Annotated in this window: 15 protein-coding genes; 9 read left to right on the top strand and 6 right to left on the bottom strand. The window is 59.7% G+C overall.

Translation table 11 applies throughout. The features are described 5' to 3' along the window. Positions 1-135: 135 nt before the first annotated feature. The 4 genes from FFS64_RS04045 to FFS64_RS04030 all read left to right on the top strand — a co-directional run bounded on the left by FFS64_RS04045 (position 136) and on the right by FFS64_RS04030 (position 3,895). On the top strand, positions 136-912 hold the full coding sequence (locus tag FFS64_RS04045; RefSeq protein ID WP_137804331.1) for an IclR family transcriptional regulator: 777 nt from the start codon (positions 136-138) through the stop codon (positions 910-912). 149 nt (positions 913-1,061) lie between these two features. Continuing rightward, positions 1,062-2,117 (top strand): Gfo/Idh/MocA family protein, encoded by a 1,056-nt coding sequence (locus FFS64_RS04040; protein WP_137804330.1) that lies wholly within the window; start codon positions 1,062-1,064, stop codon positions 2,115-2,117. Positions 2,118-2,119: 2 nt separating this feature from the next. After that, complete coding sequence (locus tag FFS64_RS04035) at positions 2,120-2,935, top strand: sugar phosphate isomerase/epimerase (RefSeq protein WP_137804329.1); 816 nt, start codon at positions 2,120-2,122, stop codon at positions 2,933-2,935. Positions 2,936-3,016: 81 nt separating this feature from the next. Next, entirely contained in the window at positions 3,017-3,895 is an 879-nt protein-coding gene (locus FFS64_RS04030; protein WP_137804328.1) for a DMT family transporter, read from the top strand. 77 nt (positions 3,896-3,972) lie between these two features. On the opposite strand, the gene FFS64_RS04025 is transcribed toward FFS64_RS04030, so the two are convergent. Further along, a complete protein-coding gene (locus FFS64_RS04025) occupies positions 3,973-5,310 on the bottom strand; it encodes an MFS transporter (protein WP_137804327.1) in 1,338 nt (445 codons plus the stop codon). A gap of 497 nt (positions 5,311-5,807) precedes the next feature. Between FFS64_RS04025 and quiC the strand changes: the two genes are divergently transcribed. After that, a complete protein-coding gene (quiC, locus tag FFS64_RS04020; RefSeq protein ID WP_137804326.1) occupies positions 5,808-7,709 on the top strand; it encodes a 3-dehydroshikimate dehydratase QuiC in 1,902 nt (633 codons plus the stop codon). A 102-nt stretch (positions 7,710-7,811) separates the two neighbouring features. Next, positions 7,812-8,486, top strand: coding sequence for a TetR/AcrR family transcriptional regulator (locus FFS64_RS04015; protein WP_137804325.1), 675 nt, complete (start codon positions 7,812-7,814; stop codon positions 8,484-8,486). A 76-nt stretch (positions 8,487-8,562) separates the two neighbouring features. Here the strand turns inward: FFS64_RS04015 and FFS64_RS04010 are convergent, their stop codons facing one another. The 3 genes from FFS64_RS04010 to FFS64_RS04000 form a co-directional block, all read right to left on the bottom strand. Then, on the bottom strand, positions 8,563-9,426 hold the full coding sequence (locus tag FFS64_RS04010) for a shikimate dehydrogenase (RefSeq protein WP_372242164.1): 864 nt from the start codon (positions 9,424-9,426) through the stop codon (positions 8,563-8,565). Continuing rightward, positions 9,423-9,863, bottom strand: a complete 441-nt coding sequence (aroQ, locus tag FFS64_RS04005) for a type II 3-dehydroquinate dehydratase (protein ID WP_137804323.1) — start codon at positions 9,861-9,863, stop codon at positions 9,423-9,425. The genes FFS64_RS04010 and aroQ overlap by 4 nt, the downstream gene beginning before the upstream one ends. Positions 9,864-10,001: 138 nt before the next feature. Continuing rightward, the gene (locus FFS64_RS04000; RefSeq protein ID WP_095196655.1) at positions 10,002-10,913 is read right to left on the bottom strand and encodes a LysR family transcriptional regulator; all 912 of its coding nucleotides are present in this window, start codon (positions 10,911-10,913) and stop codon (positions 10,002-10,004) included. Positions 10,914-11,030: 117 nt separating this feature from the next. On the opposite strand from FFS64_RS04000, the gene FFS64_RS03995 reads away from it, so the two are divergent. The 3 genes from FFS64_RS03995 (at position 11,031) to FFS64_RS03985 (ending at position 12,324) form a co-directional block, all read left to right on the top strand. Then, positions 11,031-11,237 carry a 4-oxalocrotonate tautomerase family protein gene (locus tag FFS64_RS03995; RefSeq protein ID WP_034148192.1) on the top strand — a complete coding sequence of 69 codons (207 nt, stop codon included), beginning with the start codon at positions 11,031-11,033 and terminating at the stop codon, positions 11,235-11,237. A 215-nt stretch (positions 11,238-11,452) separates the two neighbouring features. After that, positions 11,453-11,881 (top strand): DUF4160 domain-containing protein, encoded by a 429-nt coding sequence (locus tag FFS64_RS03990; protein ID WP_137804322.1) that lies wholly within the window; start codon positions 11,453-11,455, stop codon positions 11,879-11,881. Next, positions 11,878-12,324, top strand: coding sequence for a DUF2442 domain-containing protein (locus tag FFS64_RS03985; RefSeq protein WP_137804321.1), 447 nt, complete (start codon positions 11,878-11,880; stop codon positions 12,322-12,324). The genes FFS64_RS03990 and FFS64_RS03985 overlap by 4 nt, the downstream gene beginning before the upstream one ends. A 54-nt stretch (positions 12,325-12,378) precedes the next feature. On the opposite strand, the gene trmA is transcribed toward FFS64_RS03985, so the two are convergent. Together trmA and FFS64_RS03975 are read right to left on the bottom strand one after the other, a co-directional pair. Next, positions 12,379-13,458 (bottom strand): tRNA (uridine(54)-C5)-methyltransferase TrmA, encoded by a 1,080-nt coding sequence (gene trmA / locus FFS64_RS03980; protein ID WP_137804320.1) that lies wholly within the window; start codon positions 13,456-13,458, stop codon positions 12,379-12,381. Next, positions 13,455-14,750, bottom strand: coding sequence for an NCS2 family permease (locus tag FFS64_RS03975; protein WP_137804319.1), 1,296 nt, complete (start codon positions 14,748-14,750; stop codon positions 13,455-13,457). The genes trmA and FFS64_RS03975 overlap by 4 nt, the downstream gene beginning before the upstream one ends. Between the last annotated feature and the right edge of the window lie 70 nt (positions 14,751-14,820).

Genomic DNA, 14,820 nt, shown 5'->3' with positions numbered 1-14,820 from the left:
CAGAAAATATAAGAGTCGGATTGAAGCGAGCAAGGACTGGACGTATAAAACGGGCGTTTATCGGACAGTCAGTTCCAGATTTCGCGTTCGGCGGGATGTCTTCTAGAATCGGCAAAATTTGCGTGGAAAGTCCCCATGGCCGGCAGTCAGATCGAACGTGTTTTCAGTGTGCTTGAAAGTCTCACCAGTGACCCTCGCGGCTTGCCGATGCAGACCCTGGCGGAGCAGCTGGATATTCCAAAAAGCGCCACCCACCGCCTGCTCGCCGAGCTGATCCGCCTGGGTTATGTGCGGCAGAATCCGGAGAACCTGCGTTATCACTTGTCGACCAAACTGGTGGCGATGGGGTTCCGATACCTGTCGAGCAGTGGCGCCGACATCGTGCAACCGGTGCTTGATCGCCTGGCGCAGGAAACCGGCGAACTGGTGCGCCTCGGTGTGATCGAGGGCGAGCGGCAGACCTGGATCGCCAAATCCCAGGGCGCCCGTTCCGGTCTGCGGTACGACCCGGACATGGGCCGTGATGCGCCGCTGTTCTACACCGCTTCAGGACATGCCTGGCTGGCGTGCATGAGCGATGCCGAGGCCTTGTCGCTGGTCGAGCGCCAGGCGGCGGACCGGCCGCTGGAGTTGGGGCCGAATGCACCGCGGTCCAACATCGAACTGCTTGAACGCCTGCGCCTGGCGCGGGAGCAGGGTTACGCCTGTGTCGAGGAAAGTTCGGCGGTGGGCACCTCGGCGATTGCCGCAGTGGTGCGCCATCCCGCTGATGGCCGGGTGATCGGCGTGCTCAGCATCGCCGGACCGAGCGCGCGCATGCCGGGGGCGCGGTTGCATGAGCTGGCGCCGCTGTTGTTGGCGTTTACCGAGGAATTGTCGGCGGCGAGTCTGGCGTCGGAGTTGTTTGCTTAAGACCAACGCTCCCACATTTGATTGTCGTGTACTTCTGAAAGCTGTGCGCTGTTCGAACACTATCTGCTGATGCTTGTGTTGTAATCTGGAACTCGGTTCTAAATTGTTGGGGTTCACCCATCCGACAATAACCACAAGAGGACCGCACCATGAGTTCGCCCCTTCGCATCGCTCTGATCGGCGCTGGCAACATGGGCCAGCAGCATTACCAGCATCTGAAATCCCTGGACGAGGCCACCTTAAGCGCGGTGGCCGATCCCGGACCGCAAGCGGCACATCTCGCGGCGCTATGGGGTGTGGCGTATTTCGCAGATCATTGTCAGATGCTGGAGCAGGCGAAGCCGGACGCTGTCATCGTCGCCAATCCGAATAATTTGCACGTCAGCACTGCGCTCGATTGCCTCGCCGCTGGCGTGCCGGTGTTGCTGGAAAAACCGGTTGGGGTGCACCTGGACGACGTCCGCGAACTGGTGGCGACTTCGAAAGCCACGGGCGTTCCAGTGCTGGTTGGCCATCACCGTCGCCACAACCCGCTGATCGTCCGCGCCCATGAACTTGTCCACAGTGGCGCCCTGGGCCGACTGACCACGGTCACGGCACTCTGGCAGTTGCGCAAACCCGACAGTTATTTCGAGACCACGTGGCGGCGCGAGGCCGGTGCGGGGATGTTGTTGACCAACCTGATCCACGACCTCGATCTGCTGCGGCACCTGTGCGGTGAAGTGCGTCAGGTCCAGGCCATTACCAGCAACGCGATACGCGGGTTCGCCAACGAGGATTGCGCGGCGGTGCTGCTGCAGTTCGACAACGGCGCGCTGGGTAGCCTGACCGGGTCCGATGCGGTGGCGGCGCCGTGGAGTTGGGAGCTGGATTCGGGGGAGAACCCGGTGTATCCACGTCAAGCCGATCAGCCCTGTTATTTGCTGGCCGGGACCGGCGGTGCTTTGAGCATTCCGCAACTCAAACACTGGCACTATGCAGAGGCCGATGGCGGTTGGCACGAACAGTTGCTGTCGACCCAGGAGCGCTTCAGTACCGATGCAGCCCTGCGTTTGCAATTGCAGCACTTCGTGCGCGTCGTTCGTGGGGAAGTCGAGCCGCTGGTGAGTGTCGCCGATGCCGGTCGCACCCTGGCACTGATCGAAGCCATTCGCGAAGCCGCCGAAACCGGTCGCGCGTGCGCGCCGTCCCAGATCGAGGGCTGACCATGAGCGAACGCATCTTTTCCCTGGCCAGCCTGACGGTGCTGGAGTTGTCACCGCCCGACATGGTCGAGGTCGCGGCGCGAGCCGGTTACAGCCATGTCGGCTTGCGTCTGGTGCCAGCGACGCCAGAGGAACATCACTTTGCGTTGGTGGTTGATGGCGATCTGCGCCGTCAGACCCTGACGCGTCTGCGTGATACCGGCATTCGTGTACTGGATGTTGAAATCTTGCGGCTGAAACCGGATACCGTCGTCGCCGATTTCGAGAACATTCTGGCGGTTGGTGCCGAATTCGGTGCCAGTGAGCTGCTGGTGGCCGGTAACGATTCTGACGAGCAACGAATGACGGACAACTTTGCCGAACTTTGTGATCTTGCAGCGTCTTATGGTTTACATCCGCATCTGGAGTTCATGCCTTGGACCGACGCGCGCAATCTTGAACAAGCGGTGCGCATCGTCGAGTGCGCCGGGCGCGAAAATGGTGCGGTCCTGGTGGACGCGTTTCACTTCGATCGTTCGGGTTCGCGGCTGGAAGATCTGGCCAGGGTTGCGCCTTCACGGTTACGGTATGCGCAGTTATGTGATGTTGCCGGGGCGCGGCCGGCGGACATGGCCGAGATCTTGCGTCAGGCACGCAACGAGCGACGTTTTCCCGGGGATGGCGATTGTGATTTGTCGGGGTTGTTGCGCTGCTTGCCGGCTAACATTCCATTGAGCCTGGAGATTCCCACGGTGCAACTGCTGGAGCAGGGTGTGAGTGGGTTGGAGCGGGCGCGGATGGCTTTGGATAAAACCCGGGATTTGTTGGCGCGGCTGTAAGCGGTGCTGCGCACCTATCGCGGGCGGCGTTCCGACTTGCCCGCGAAGCTTTTGATTTTGCGATGTAAAAAAGGAAACCCAATGACCGTCAGCACCCCGCTTTCCGGCGTCAACAAACCCTTCAAGGGGATTTTGCTGATCGTTCTCGCAACCTTCCTGTTTTCCAGTCATGACGCACTATCGAAATACCTGTCCGGGTTCTATCCGATTGTCATGGTGGTGTGGGCGCGTTACGTGGTTCACACCCTGCTGATGGCCGGGATCTTTCTGCCGCAATCCGGGCTGCGGGTATTGCGCACGAAACGACCGCTGCTTCAGCTGATCCGGGCCCTGTGCCTGCTGGGCACCAGCCTGTTTTTCACCACCGGCTTGATGTACATCCCGTTGGCCGAAGCCACGTCGGTCAACTTCCTGGCACCGGTGCTGGTCACTGCGCTGTCGGTGCCGCTGCTGAAGGAGCGGGTGACGCGGGGGCAATGGCTGGCGGTGATTTGCGGTTTCATTGGGGTGCTGATCATCGTTCACCCCGGTGGTGATTTGTTCACGCCGGCGGTGTTGCTGCCGTTCTGCTCGGCACTGTTTTTCTGCTTCTATCAGTTGCTGACGCGCAAGCTCAGTGAAATCGACAGCCCGACCACCAGCAACTTCTTTGCCGGGCTGTGCAACACCTTGGTGATGAGCGCACTGGTGCCGTTCTTCTGGCAGATGCCGAACCTGCTGCATGGCGCAATGATGCTGGCGCTGGGGGCCTGCGGGATGACGGCGCACCTGTTCCTGACCCAGGCCTTCCGTCATGCGGCACCGGCCTTGCTGGCACCGTTCAGCTATTGCCAGATCGTGTTTGCGGGCCTGCTGGGTTGGCTGCTGTTTTCCCACACGCCGACCCTGACCACCGTGATCGGCATCGCCGTGATTTGCTGCAGCGGGTTGGCGGCGGCCTGGCAGCAAAGCCGCCGCTGAACTCAAGCAACTGATCACCCATAAACAGCGGACAAAAAAAAGCGCAGGCCCGAAATCGGACCCGCGCCGAGGGAACATCAGTCTTCTACTTTCGGAATCTTGCGCGGTGCCATGAAGTACATCCAGATCAGTGCGATGAAGTACATCGCCGGAATCATGGTGAACAGCACGGTGTAGTTATTGTTGGTGATGGTCAGGATGTGGCCGACCAACTGGGTCATGAACATCCCGCCAATCGCAGCACACATGCCGCCGAAGCCGAACACCGTACTCATCATGTGCTTGGGCGTGTAGTCCATCACCAGGCTCCAGATGTTTGCGGTCCAGGCCTGGTGCGCGCCGATGGCCAGGGAAATCGCGGCTACCGCGACCCACAGGTTGCTGGATCCGGCCGCCATGATCACGCCGATGATGCAGCAGGCGAACAGGAACATGGACATCAATCGGGCCTTGATCGGATTGACTCCGCGGCCGATCAGGAACGAGGAGAGAATCCCGCCGCCGACACTGCCGAAGTCGGCGGTCAGGTAAATGATGATCAGCGGAATGCCCATCTGGGTCACGTTGATGCCCAGGTTGTATTGCTGGTTGAGGAACGGCGGCAGCCAGTACAGGTAGAACCAGAACACCGGTGCGGTGATCGAGTAGGCGAGGGCGAAGGCCCAGGTGCCGCGCATGCGCAGGATTCGCGAGAAGGGTACGCGGGTTTGTTCCGGTTCGACTTCATTCTGGATGTAGTCCAGCTCCGACTGTTTGACGCTCGGGTGATCTTCCGGGTTGAAGTACTTCAAGCCCCAGAACAACAGCCAGATACCGCCCAGTGCCGCCATGCAGAGAAACGCAGCTTGCCAGCCCCAGGCGTGCAGGATCAGCGGCAGCAGCATTGGGGTGAACATCGCACCGACGTTGGTCCCGGCGTTGAAAATGCCGGTGGCCACGGCGCGTTCGCCGGCCGGGAACCACAGGCGCGTGGTCTTCACGCAGGCCGGGTAGTTGGCGGCTTCGGTCAGGCCGAGAATGAAGCGGCAGACCATGAAACCAACCGCTGAAGTGGCCAGGCCGTGGGCGCCGGTCGCCAGGCTCCAGAGCAGCACGGCGCAGAAGAACACACGCTTGACGCCGACCCGGTCGATCAAACGGCCTTGCAGCACGAAGCCGATGGCGTAGCCGACCTGGAACCAGAAGTTGATGTTGGCGTAGTCCATCGCCGTCCAGCTCATTTCCTTGGCGAGGATGGGCTGCATGACGCCGAGGGCGGCGCGGTCGATGTAGTTCAGGGTGGTGGCGAAAAACACCAGCGCCAGCATGCCCCAACGGGTTTTGCCGACGGCCATGGCGCCGCGGATTTTGTCGCCGATGCCGCCAGTGGCGGCGCTCACGGCCGGAGCCATGCGAGAGCTTTGAGCAGGATTCATCTGGGCCATCCGTTCAATGACTGACAAGCGAAGCTCGTCTGGACTTCAAGGGCGCGTGATCAATCGATGGCGGTGGGCGCAGGACTGATCGGCTGGTTTCGTCGGCTGACGGGTTATTCAGCGAGCGGCACGGTGATGCCGGCGGAGCGCAAGGTTCGGATGGACGCCAGGCAGGGCGTAATGATGGTGGTTCGAGTGAGCAAGGCGTTGAATGAGCGCATGAGCGTATACCCGTTTTTTGAAATTTTTATGTGGTGTTCAGGGTCGTTATAACTGAGGCGGACGGTTCATGATCGGCCTCAATGTGGTGTTGATGTTGCGCATTGAACAAAAAATCGTCAATTCGCCAAAGTCCATTGTGTTCGATAATCGCACGCAAAACTAACCGGGTAGTACACTTTAAATTGCTCATTGCACCGCCCAGCTCAATAATTCGCTCACTCTTTTAAAATCGGCGCAAATTCCCTGCAGCCGAAGCCTCCACCGGGAGTCGAAACATGCAGCGTTCCATTGCCACCGTGTCCTTGAGCGGTACCCTGCCGGAAAAACTCGAAGCCATCGCCGCCGCCGGTTTTGACGGTGTAGAGATTTTCGAGAACGACCTTCTCTACTACGACGGCAGCCCGCGTGAAATTAGACAGATGTGCGCCGATCTCGGGATCGCCATCACCCTGTTTCAACCGTTCCGGGATTTCGAAGGCTGCCGCCGTGACCGCTTGTCGCGCAATCTGGAACGGGCCGAGCGCAAGTTCGACCTGATGCAGGAGTTGGGCACCGATCTGGTGTTGGTGTGCAGCAACGCTTCGGCTGACTCCATTGGTGATGAACAGATTTTAGTCGAAGACTTGCGGCTGTTGGCCGAACACGCTGGCGCGCGCGGGTTGCGCATTGGTTACGAAGCTCTGGCCTGGGGGCGGCATGTGAACACCTGGCAGCAGGTGTGGAACATCGTCCGACAGGCCGATCACCCGAGCCTCGGTGTCTTGCTGGACAGCTTTCATACGCTGTCGCTCAAGGGCGATCCGAGTGCCATCGCCGAGATTCCCGGCGACAAGATTTTCTTCGTGCAAATGGCCGACGCGCCGATCCTGGCCATGGATGTGCTGGAGTGGAGCCGGCATTTCCGCTGCTTCCCGGGTCAGGGTGAGTTCGACTTGCCGGGCTTCCTTGCACCGATCATCAAGAGTGGCTACACCGGGCCGCTGTCGCTGGAAATCTTCAACGACGGTTTCCGCGCCGCACCGCCACGGGCCAACGCCGCCGACGGTTTGCGCTCGTTGCTGTACCTGGAGGAGAAAACCCGCCAGCGTCTGGCGCAGGAAACCCCGGCGCCGACCAACGTCGACATTTTGTTCGAGACGCCGAAGGCCAGCGAGTACAACGGTATCGAGTTTCTCGAATTTGCCGTGGACGAAAGCCTCGGCGCCAAGCTGTCCCATTGGCTGGAGCGACTGGGCTTCGTCAAGGCTGGCCAGCATCGCTCCAAGAGCGTCAGCCTGCTGCGCCAGGGCGATATCAACCTGATCCTCAACTCCGAGCCTTACTCGTTCGGCCACAGTTTCTTCGAGGCGCACGGCCCATCGCTGTGTGCCACTGCCGTGCGGGTCAAAGACAGTGCAAGCGCTCTGGCGCGGGCCGTGGCCTACAAAGGTCAGCCCTATCGCGGGCTGGTCGGCCCCAATGAGCTGGAACTCGCCGCCGTGCGCGCGCCGGATGGCAGCCTGATTTACCTGGTGGATCAGGAGAACGATGTCTACGGCACCGATTTCAATCTGTTGCCCGGCGCGGTGGCCAGCGGCGGTCTCAAGAGAATCGACCACATGGCCATGGCGCTGCCCGCCGACAGCCTCGACAGTTGGGTGCTGTTCTACAAGAGCCTGCTGGATTTCGAAGCCGATGACGAAGTGGTTTTGCCCGATCCCTATGGTCTGGTGAAAAGCCGCGCATTGCGCAGCCGGGACAGTTCGATTCGCTTGCCGCTGAACATTTCCGAAAACCGCAATACCGCGATCTCACACGCGCTGTCGAGTTATCGCGGCTCCGGCGTGCATCACATCGCCTTTGATTGCGACGACATCTTCGCCGAAGTCAGCCGTGCGAAAGAGGCGGGGGTGCCGCTGCTGGATATTCCGCTCAACTACTACGACGACCTGGCTGCACGATTCGATTTCGACGATGAGTTCCTCAGCGAATTGGCCTACTACAACGTGCTGTACGACCGCGATGCCCAGGGTGGCGAGCTGTTCCACGTGTACACCGAGCCGTTCGAGGGACGGTTCTTCTTCGAGATCATCCAGCGCAAGAATGGCTATGCCGGTTACGGCGCAGCCAACGTCGCAGTGCGCCTGGCGGCCATGGCCAAATCCCGAAGTGGAGCCGTACGTCAGACAAAGTTGTAGGAAAATCGTAATCACGTCGACAAACCGCTGCCGTACGGCTTCCTTCACTGTGCGGCGCGGCTCATAATCGCCAGCCTGTGCAGTGATGGCCGTGAGCCCGCAATGACAATGACTTCAGAACTCTCCGCAGCGCCCGAACAACCTGTCGAGCCGCGCAAGAGTCGCAAGAACAATCCGGAAAAAACCCGCGAGAATATCCTTCAAGAGGCGATTGTCGAGTTCGTTCAACAAGGTCTTTCCGGGGCGCGCGTCGATGCCATCGCCGAACGCATCCATACCTCCAAGCGCATGATCTATTACTACTTCGGCAGTAAGGAACAGCTCTACGTCGAGGTTCTGGAGAAGCTGTACGGCGATATCCGCAACACTGAAAACCGCTTGCACCTGGCCGAACTGCCCCCGGTGGAGGCGATTCGGCGGCTGGTGGAGTTCACCTTCGATCACCATGACCGCAACGTCGATTTCGTGCGCATCGTCAGCATCGAGAATATTCACAATGCCGAATTTGTGAAGCGCTCCGACGCAATCAAGGCAATGAACAACACCATCCTCGATTCACTGGGCGAGATTTTGCGTCGAGGTGCCGAACAAGGGGTGTTCCGCGCCGGTCTTGATCCGCTGGATGTGCATTTGTTGATCAGTTCGTTCTGCTTCTATCGCGTATCGAACCGCCACACCTTTGGCGAGATTTTCCAGATCGACTTGCCGGACGAAAGCGTGAAACAGCGTCATCGGGAGATGATTTGCGAGTCGGTGTTGCGATATCTGCAGGCCTGACGCCTTCGCGGGCAAGCCGGATCGCCGCCCGCTCGCTCCTACAACCTGTAGGAGCGAAGCTTGCCCGCGAAGCTCTTTAGCCATTCATGCTCTGAAAGTGCTCCAGCATCCGCTGCGCATCCGGCACCACGCCGCTGAACAATTCAAACGCCTTCACCGCCTGAAACACCGCCATGGTGCCGCCATCCAGCGTCCGGCAACCCAGGGCGCGGGCATTGCGTAGCAGTTCGGTTTCCAGTGGGAAGTAAACAATCTCCGCCACCCACAACTCGGCACGAAGCAACTCGACCGGCACGGGCATGCCCGGCAGTTTTTTCATACCCATCGGCGTGGTATTGACCAGGCCATCAGCCTCGGCCAGGGTCAGCGCCAAATCATGACCGGCGACCGCGCGGCCGCTGCCGAAATGTTGGTTGAGGTTGTCGGCCAGGCTCTGGGCGCGGCTGATTTCCACGTCGAAAATGCTCAACTGTTGTACGCCTTCGCTCAAGAGTGCGTGGGCCACTGCCGCGCCAGCACCACCGGCGCCCATTTGCACGACGCGCTCAAGGGCAACACCCTGCAAACCGCGGCGAAAACCCTCGGCAAATCCCAGGCAGTCGGTGTTGTGGCCGATGCGTTTGCCATCCTTGAGTACTACGGTGTTCACCGCGCCGATGCCTCGCGCTTCCGGGGACAATTCGTCGAGCAGCGGGATGATCGCCTGCTTGCACGGGAACGTGATGTTCAGCCCGGTGAAGTTCATGCGCTCGGCAGCCATCAACAGGTCGGGCAAGGCATTGCTGTCGAGTTGCAGTTGATCGAGGTCGATCAGGCGATAGAGGTAGCGCAAACCCTGGGCATCGCCTTCATGTTCGTGCAGCGCCGGGGTGCGTGAAGCCTGGATACCGGCGCCGATCAGTCCGGCCAATACAGTCTGGTTCTGATTCACGACGTTCATCCTTTCAAGCGTTGGCTGAAATGCTCCAGCGCCAGGCGATAGCCGTGGCTGCCGAAGCCGGCCATCACCGCGGTGGCAATGGCTGACACGAAGGAGTGATGGCGGAAAGGTTCACGGGCGTGGACGTTGGACAAGTGGACTTCGATCACCGGCAGTTCACTGGCGACCAGGGCATCGCGGATCGCTACCGACGTGTGAGTCCAGGCGGCGGGGTTGATCACGATGCCGGCGCAACGACCACGTGCACCATGAATCCAGTCGAGCAACTCGCCTTCGTGGTTGGTCTGGCGAAACTCCACCGCCAGGCCGAACTCATCGGCGGCACGGCCGCACAGATCGGAAATGTCCGCGAGGGTTTCATGGCCGTAGGTCGCCGGTTCACGGGTGCCGAGCAGGTTCAGATTCGGGCCGTTGAGCACCATAATGATGGGGGACATCGAGGTTTCTCCACTTATTGTTTTTGGCATTGGCCAAAGATTCGGCCTGTGGAGATAAATTGTACTAGATGGTTAATTTGGTCAATTCAAGAGCTGCCCGGTTGGCTTTTTGTGTGCGGTGATCGGACGCTTTTGGTGTCAGCGCGGCAAGTGCTCCATCAGGAAATCGATAAATGCCCGCACTTTCAGCGGCATATGGCGATTTTGCGGATACAGCAAAGTGAATGGCCGCGAGCGTCCTCCATAAGGTTTGAGTACTTCCACCAGTGAGCCATCGGCCAGTTCTTTCTCGACGATAAAGCGATAGGTCTGAAACAGGCCCGCGCCGTGTTTCGCCAGCGTCACGCCGCCCAGTACATCGTCGGAACAGCTGAAATTGCCCTCGGCCAGAATCTCGCGTTGCACGCCGTTGTCATTGAACAACCACGCGATGCGTCGGCCGCTGCTGGGAAGTTCGTACTGAATGCATTCGTGTTGTTGCAAGTCGTCGAGGGTTTGTGGGGTGCCGGCACGCTTGAGGTACTCGGGGCTGGCAATCATCACCAGCGCGGCGTCCTCCAGCTGCCGGGCAATCAGTCCTGAATCAGGAATCGCGCGCACGCGAATCGCCATGTCATAGCCTTCGCCGACGAAATCAATGTTGCGATTACTGATGTGCGACTCGACCTTCACCGCCGGAAAGCGCGCACGAAAGGCTGGCAACAACGGCAGGATCCGGTGGTGGGCGTACGTCGTCGGGATACTGATTCGCAGGGTCCCGGACGGCACTTGCTGCTGACCCATGACTTCGCGCTGGGCCTCCACCAGCTGCGCCAAAGCCTGGCGGCATTCCTCGTAATAGCGTCGACCGCTGTCGGTCAAATTGACGCTGCGGGTGGTGCGCGCAAACAGCCGCACGCCCAGACGTTCTTCCATGCGCGACACCGAGCGGCTCACCGCGGCTGGTGTAACGCCCGCCACCAGCGCGGCCGCGGTGAAGCTGCCGGCCTCGGCGGCGAGGCAAAACAGCTCGATGCTGCCCAATTGAAGATCGTCGAATTGTCGCTGCATGATTGATTACACCGGGGATCAAATGAAGTGTGTGAATCAGTATTTATCAGATGCCTGCACACAGATACAGTGAGCTTCCATCAGTAAGCCTTTAATCAGCCGAGCAGGAGAAGCAGCATGCCCTTCGTCAGCGTACGTATCACCCGTGACGGCGTTACCCGTGAGCAGAAAGCCCAGGTCATCGCTGAAATCACCGAGACCCTGCAACGCGTCCTCGGCAAGCCGCCGGAGCTGACCCACATCGTGATCGAGGAAATCGACACCGATAACTGGGGGTACAAGGGCATTACCACCACTGAGTTTCGAAAAAATCAGCCGGGGTGATTGTGGCCCGAGGCAAGACAGCCGTCCGTCGTGACGGCTTTTTTATGGGTGTCGAGAAAAGATTGATAACGATTCTTCAGCGCTATCCATCGGGCCTGAGCGGGTCTGGGCGCTAGGCTAAGAAGCTCCCTCACGATTTGGCGTTCAGCGCCAATGGTCGGATTTTTTTGGGAAGGCCGAAACTTCGGACTCAATAACCTAACGGATGGGTTAGCATGAAAGTATGCAGCTGCAAAGGACTGTCGGTGGTGATCATGTTACGTGATGAACATTGTCCGCCTCATGCGCATGTCGATGGAGGAGGCTGGAGTGCGCGGTTCAAGTTCAGCTTCTGGCACAACGGCGTGGAGCTCTGGGACGTTGTTCCGTTATCGCGTCGGCCACCCGTGGCAGTGCTTGAGGGTTTGCGTCAGTCGCTCAAGCAACCTGCCCATCTGCTGCGTGCTCGTGACATCTGGTGGCGAAAATTACAGACAGTTTGTCTTGAAAATCAATTGTGGGACTGGCACAGCAACGAAGTCGTCGCAGTTAAAAGAGTCATCAGCACCACCAACATGATTGGATCGGCTCGCTACGAACCTGAAACGAACACGACGTGCCTATCCCTGATAGGTGCACAGAAATGTGTGGAGATCGAGTTATGAAAACGGTGAAGGTCAAGGTTCAGTCTGATACACCCGTGACGGAAAGCCGCCTGGACGAAGCCATCAGGCGTGGGCAACTGCCCAGAAACAACAGCCTGCATGCGACGGCAGTTAACTTTATTGCCCCGTGCCTGGCCGTTAGCTTCGAAGATGGCTGCGGTGTATTGCTGCCTGTAGCGAACTATCCTGAGTTCGACGATTTTGAAGTCGAGGATTTTGCCGGGTTGAGCGTTGGCTTTGCAGGGACTGCACTGTGCCATGAAGGCAAGGACTTGCACGTGTCTATCGCCGGAATGATCTCGGCAAGCAAGCCGTTGATGACAATGGCGGCCTCGGTGATTGCCTCGCGCAATGGTCGCCAGAGCAGCGCCGCCAAAGCCGAAGCCGCCAGGGCCAATGGCAAGAAAGGCGGGCGGCCACGCAAGGCCGACATGGTGCTTTGAACGCCCACAAAAAAGCCGTCGTAATGACGGCTGATTTGTTTATGGCATCAGCGATTACCGCCGGGTCAACAACACCCCGGATTCCATATGATGCGTCCACGGAAACTGGTCGAACATCGCGCATTGGGTGATGCGGTGGGTGTCGTGCAGTTGGGCGATGTTGGCCGCCAGGGTTTCCGGGTTGCAGGAGATGTAGAGGATGTTGTCGAAACGCCGGGTCAGTTCGCAGGTGTCCGGATCCATGCCGGCGCGGGGCGGATCGACGAAGACGCTGCCGAACTCGTAGCTTTTCAGGTCGATGCCGTGCAGGCGACGGAACGGACGCACTTCATTCAGCGCTTCGGTCAGCTCTTCGGCGGACAGGCGCACCAAAGTGACGTTATCCACCGCGTTTTCGCCGAGGTTGCTCAGTGCCGCATTAACCGAGGTCTTGCTGATTTCGGTGGCCAGTACCTTGCGTACGCGGGTGGCGAGGGGCAGGGTAAAGTTGCCGTTGCCGCAGTACAGCTCCAGCAAGTCGTCTGAGCGATCGCCGAGCGCGTCGTACGCCCAGTTGAGCATCTTCTGGTTCACCGTGCCGTTGGGCTGGGTGAACGCACCTTCGGGCTGGCGGTAGCTGAAGGTGCGACCGCCGACTTCCAGTCTCTCGACCACGTAATCGTGACCGATGACTTCGCGCTTGCCCTTGGAGCGGCCGATGATGCTGACGTTCAAATCGGTCGCCAGCTTTGTGGCCGCCGCGTGCCAGTGTTCGTCCAGCGGGCGGTGATAACACAGGGTGATCATCGCATCGCCGGCCAGGGTGGTGAGGAACTCCACCTGAAACAGCTTGTGGCTCAGGGCCGAACTGGCCTGCCAAGCCGCTTTGAGCTTCGGCATCAACTGATTGATGCGCAGGCTGGCAATCGGGAATTCTTCGATCAGGATCGGCGTGCGTTTGTCTTCCTGGGAAAACATTGCGTAGTGGCGCTCGCCGGCTTCACGCCACAAGCGGAATTCGGCGCGCAGGCGGAAATTCTGCAGCGGTGAGTCGAATACAGCCGGCTCCGGCGCATCGAATGGGGCCAGCAAGTCACGCAGACGCGTGACCTTGTCTTCGAGCTGAACGGCGTAGGCCTGGAAATCAAAAGTCATGCGTTGAACCAACCCAGCTTGATCACGAACAGAATCGACAGAATCACCAGCGCCGAGTTCAGCTCACGGCCGCGGCCGGACAGCAGTTTGATAGCGGTCCAGGCGATGAAACCGAAGGCGATGCCATTGGCGATGGAATAAGTGAACGGCATGGCCAGGGCGGTGATCACGACCGGTGCGGCAACGGTAATGTCGTCCCAGTCTATTTCGGCCAGGCCGGATGTCATCAGCACGGCGACGAACAGCAATGCCGGTGCGGTGGCGAAGGCTGGAACGCTGGCAGCCAGTGGCGAGAAGAACAGTGCCAGCAGGAACAGGATCGCCACGACGATGGCGGTCAGGCCGGTACGGCCCCCGGCACTCACACCGGCGGCGGATTCGATGTAGCTGGTAGTGGTCGAGGTGCCTAGCAGGGAACCGGCCATGGCGGCGGTACTGTCGGCGATCAGGGCGCGGCCCATTTTCGGCATGTGACCGTCCTTGCCCATCAGGCCGGCGCGCTTGGCAACGCCGATCAGGGTGCCGGAGTTATCGAACAGGTCGACAAACAGGAAGGCGAAAATCACGCTGACCAGACCGATGTCCAGTGCGCCCTTGATGTCCAGTTGCAGGAAGGTCGGCGCCAGCGAAGGAGGCATCGAGGTCACGCCGCCGAACGGGGTGAAACCCATCAGGATCGAAACGATGGTCACGGCCAGAATGCCGATCAGCACCGCACCGCGCACGGCGAGTGCTTCGAGGGCGACGATCAGGGCAAAACCGAGGGTGGCGAGGATCGGAGCCGGTTGTTTCAGGTCACCGAGGCCGACCATGGTCGCCGGGTTGCTTACCACGATGCCCGCGTTGTGCAGGGCAATCAGCGCCAGGAACAGGCCGATACCGGCGGCGATCGCCGAACGTAGCGGCAGCGGGATGCTGTTGATGATCCATTCACGGATGCGGAAGATCGACAGCAGGAAGAAGCACACGGCCGAGATGAACACCGCGCCCAGTGCCACTTGCCAGGTGTGGCCCATGTGCAGGACCACAGTGTAGGTAAAGAAGGCGTTCAGGCCCATGCCCGGTGCGAGGGCGATCGGATAGTTGGCGATCAGGCCCATGGTCGCGGAGCCGATGGCGGCTGCCAGACAGGTGGCGACGAACACCGCACCCTTGTCCATGCCAGTCTCGCCGAGGATGCTCGGGTTGACGAACAGAATGTAGGCCATGGCCAAAAAGGTCGTGACGCCCGCCAGAATCTCGGTGCGTACGTTGGTGTTGTGTGCCTTGAGTTGAAACAGCCTTTCCAGCATGCCTGCTCCCCGTGGCGCGCCCGGCGCCGTGAATGTATCGACCTCAACAGCAAAGCACAGACCGCTGCAG

It is taken from the genome of Pseudomonas sp. G(2018) (assembly GCF_005502415.1).
Taxonomy (GTDB): domain Bacteria; phylum Pseudomonadota; class Gammaproteobacteria; order Pseudomonadales; family Pseudomonadaceae; genus Aquipseudomonas.
Note: the sequence above shows the minus strand (reverse complement) of the source record. Positions and strands in the feature narration are given on the sequence as shown.

Excerpts from the sequence above, each read along its gene's own strand:
- FFS64_RS04045 (WP_137804331.1), top strand. The coding sequence starts at position 136 with ATGGCCGGCAGTCAGATCGAACGTGTTTTCAGTGTGCTTGAAAGTCTC.
- FFS64_RS04040 (WP_137804330.1), top strand. The coding sequence starts at position 1,062 with ATGAGTTCGCCCCTTCGCATCGCTCTGATCGGCGCTGGCAACATGGGC.
- FFS64_RS04035 (WP_137804329.1), top strand. The coding sequence starts at position 2,120 with ATGAGCGAACGCATCTTTTCCCTGGCCAGCCTGACGGTGCTGGAGTTG.
- FFS64_RS04030 (WP_137804328.1), top strand. The coding sequence starts at position 3,017 with ATGACCGTCAGCACCCCGCTTTCCGGCGTCAACAAACCCTTCAAGGGG.
- FFS64_RS04025 (WP_137804327.1), bottom strand. The coding sequence starts at position 5,310 with ATGAATCCTGCTCAAAGCTCTCGCATGGCTCCGGCCGTGAGCGCCGCC.
- quiC (WP_137804326.1), top strand. The coding sequence starts at position 5,808 with ATGCAGCGTTCCATTGCCACCGTGTCCTTGAGCGGTACCCTGCCGGAA.
- FFS64_RS04015 (WP_137804325.1), top strand. The coding sequence starts at position 7,812 with ATGACAATGACTTCAGAACTCTCCGCAGCGCCCGAACAACCTGTCGAG.
- FFS64_RS04010 (WP_372242164.1), bottom strand. The coding sequence starts at position 9,426 with ATGAACGTCGTGAATCAGAACCAGACTGTATTGGCCGGACTGATCGGC.
- aroQ (WP_137804323.1), bottom strand. The coding sequence starts at position 9,863 with ATGTCCCCCATCATTATGGTGCTCAACGGCCCGAATCTGAACCTGCTC.
- FFS64_RS04000 (WP_095196655.1), bottom strand. The coding sequence starts at position 10,913 with ATGCAGCGACAATTCGACGATCTTCAATTGGGCAGCATCGAGCTGTTT.
- FFS64_RS03995 (WP_034148192.1), top strand. The coding sequence starts at position 11,031 with ATGCCCTTCGTCAGCGTACGTATCACCCGTGACGGCGTTACCCGTGAG.
- FFS64_RS03990 (WP_137804322.1), top strand. The coding sequence starts at position 11,453 with ATGAAAGTATGCAGCTGCAAAGGACTGTCGGTGGTGATCATGTTACGT.
- FFS64_RS03985 (WP_137804321.1), top strand. The coding sequence starts at position 11,878 with ATGAAAACGGTGAAGGTCAAGGTTCAGTCTGATACACCCGTGACGGAA.
- trmA (WP_137804320.1), bottom strand. The coding sequence starts at position 13,458 with ATGACTTTTGATTTCCAGGCCTACGCCGTTCAGCTCGAAGACAAGGTC.
- FFS64_RS03975 (WP_137804319.1), bottom strand. The coding sequence starts at position 14,750 with ATGCTGGAAAGGCTGTTTCAACTCAAGGCACACAACACCAACGTACGC.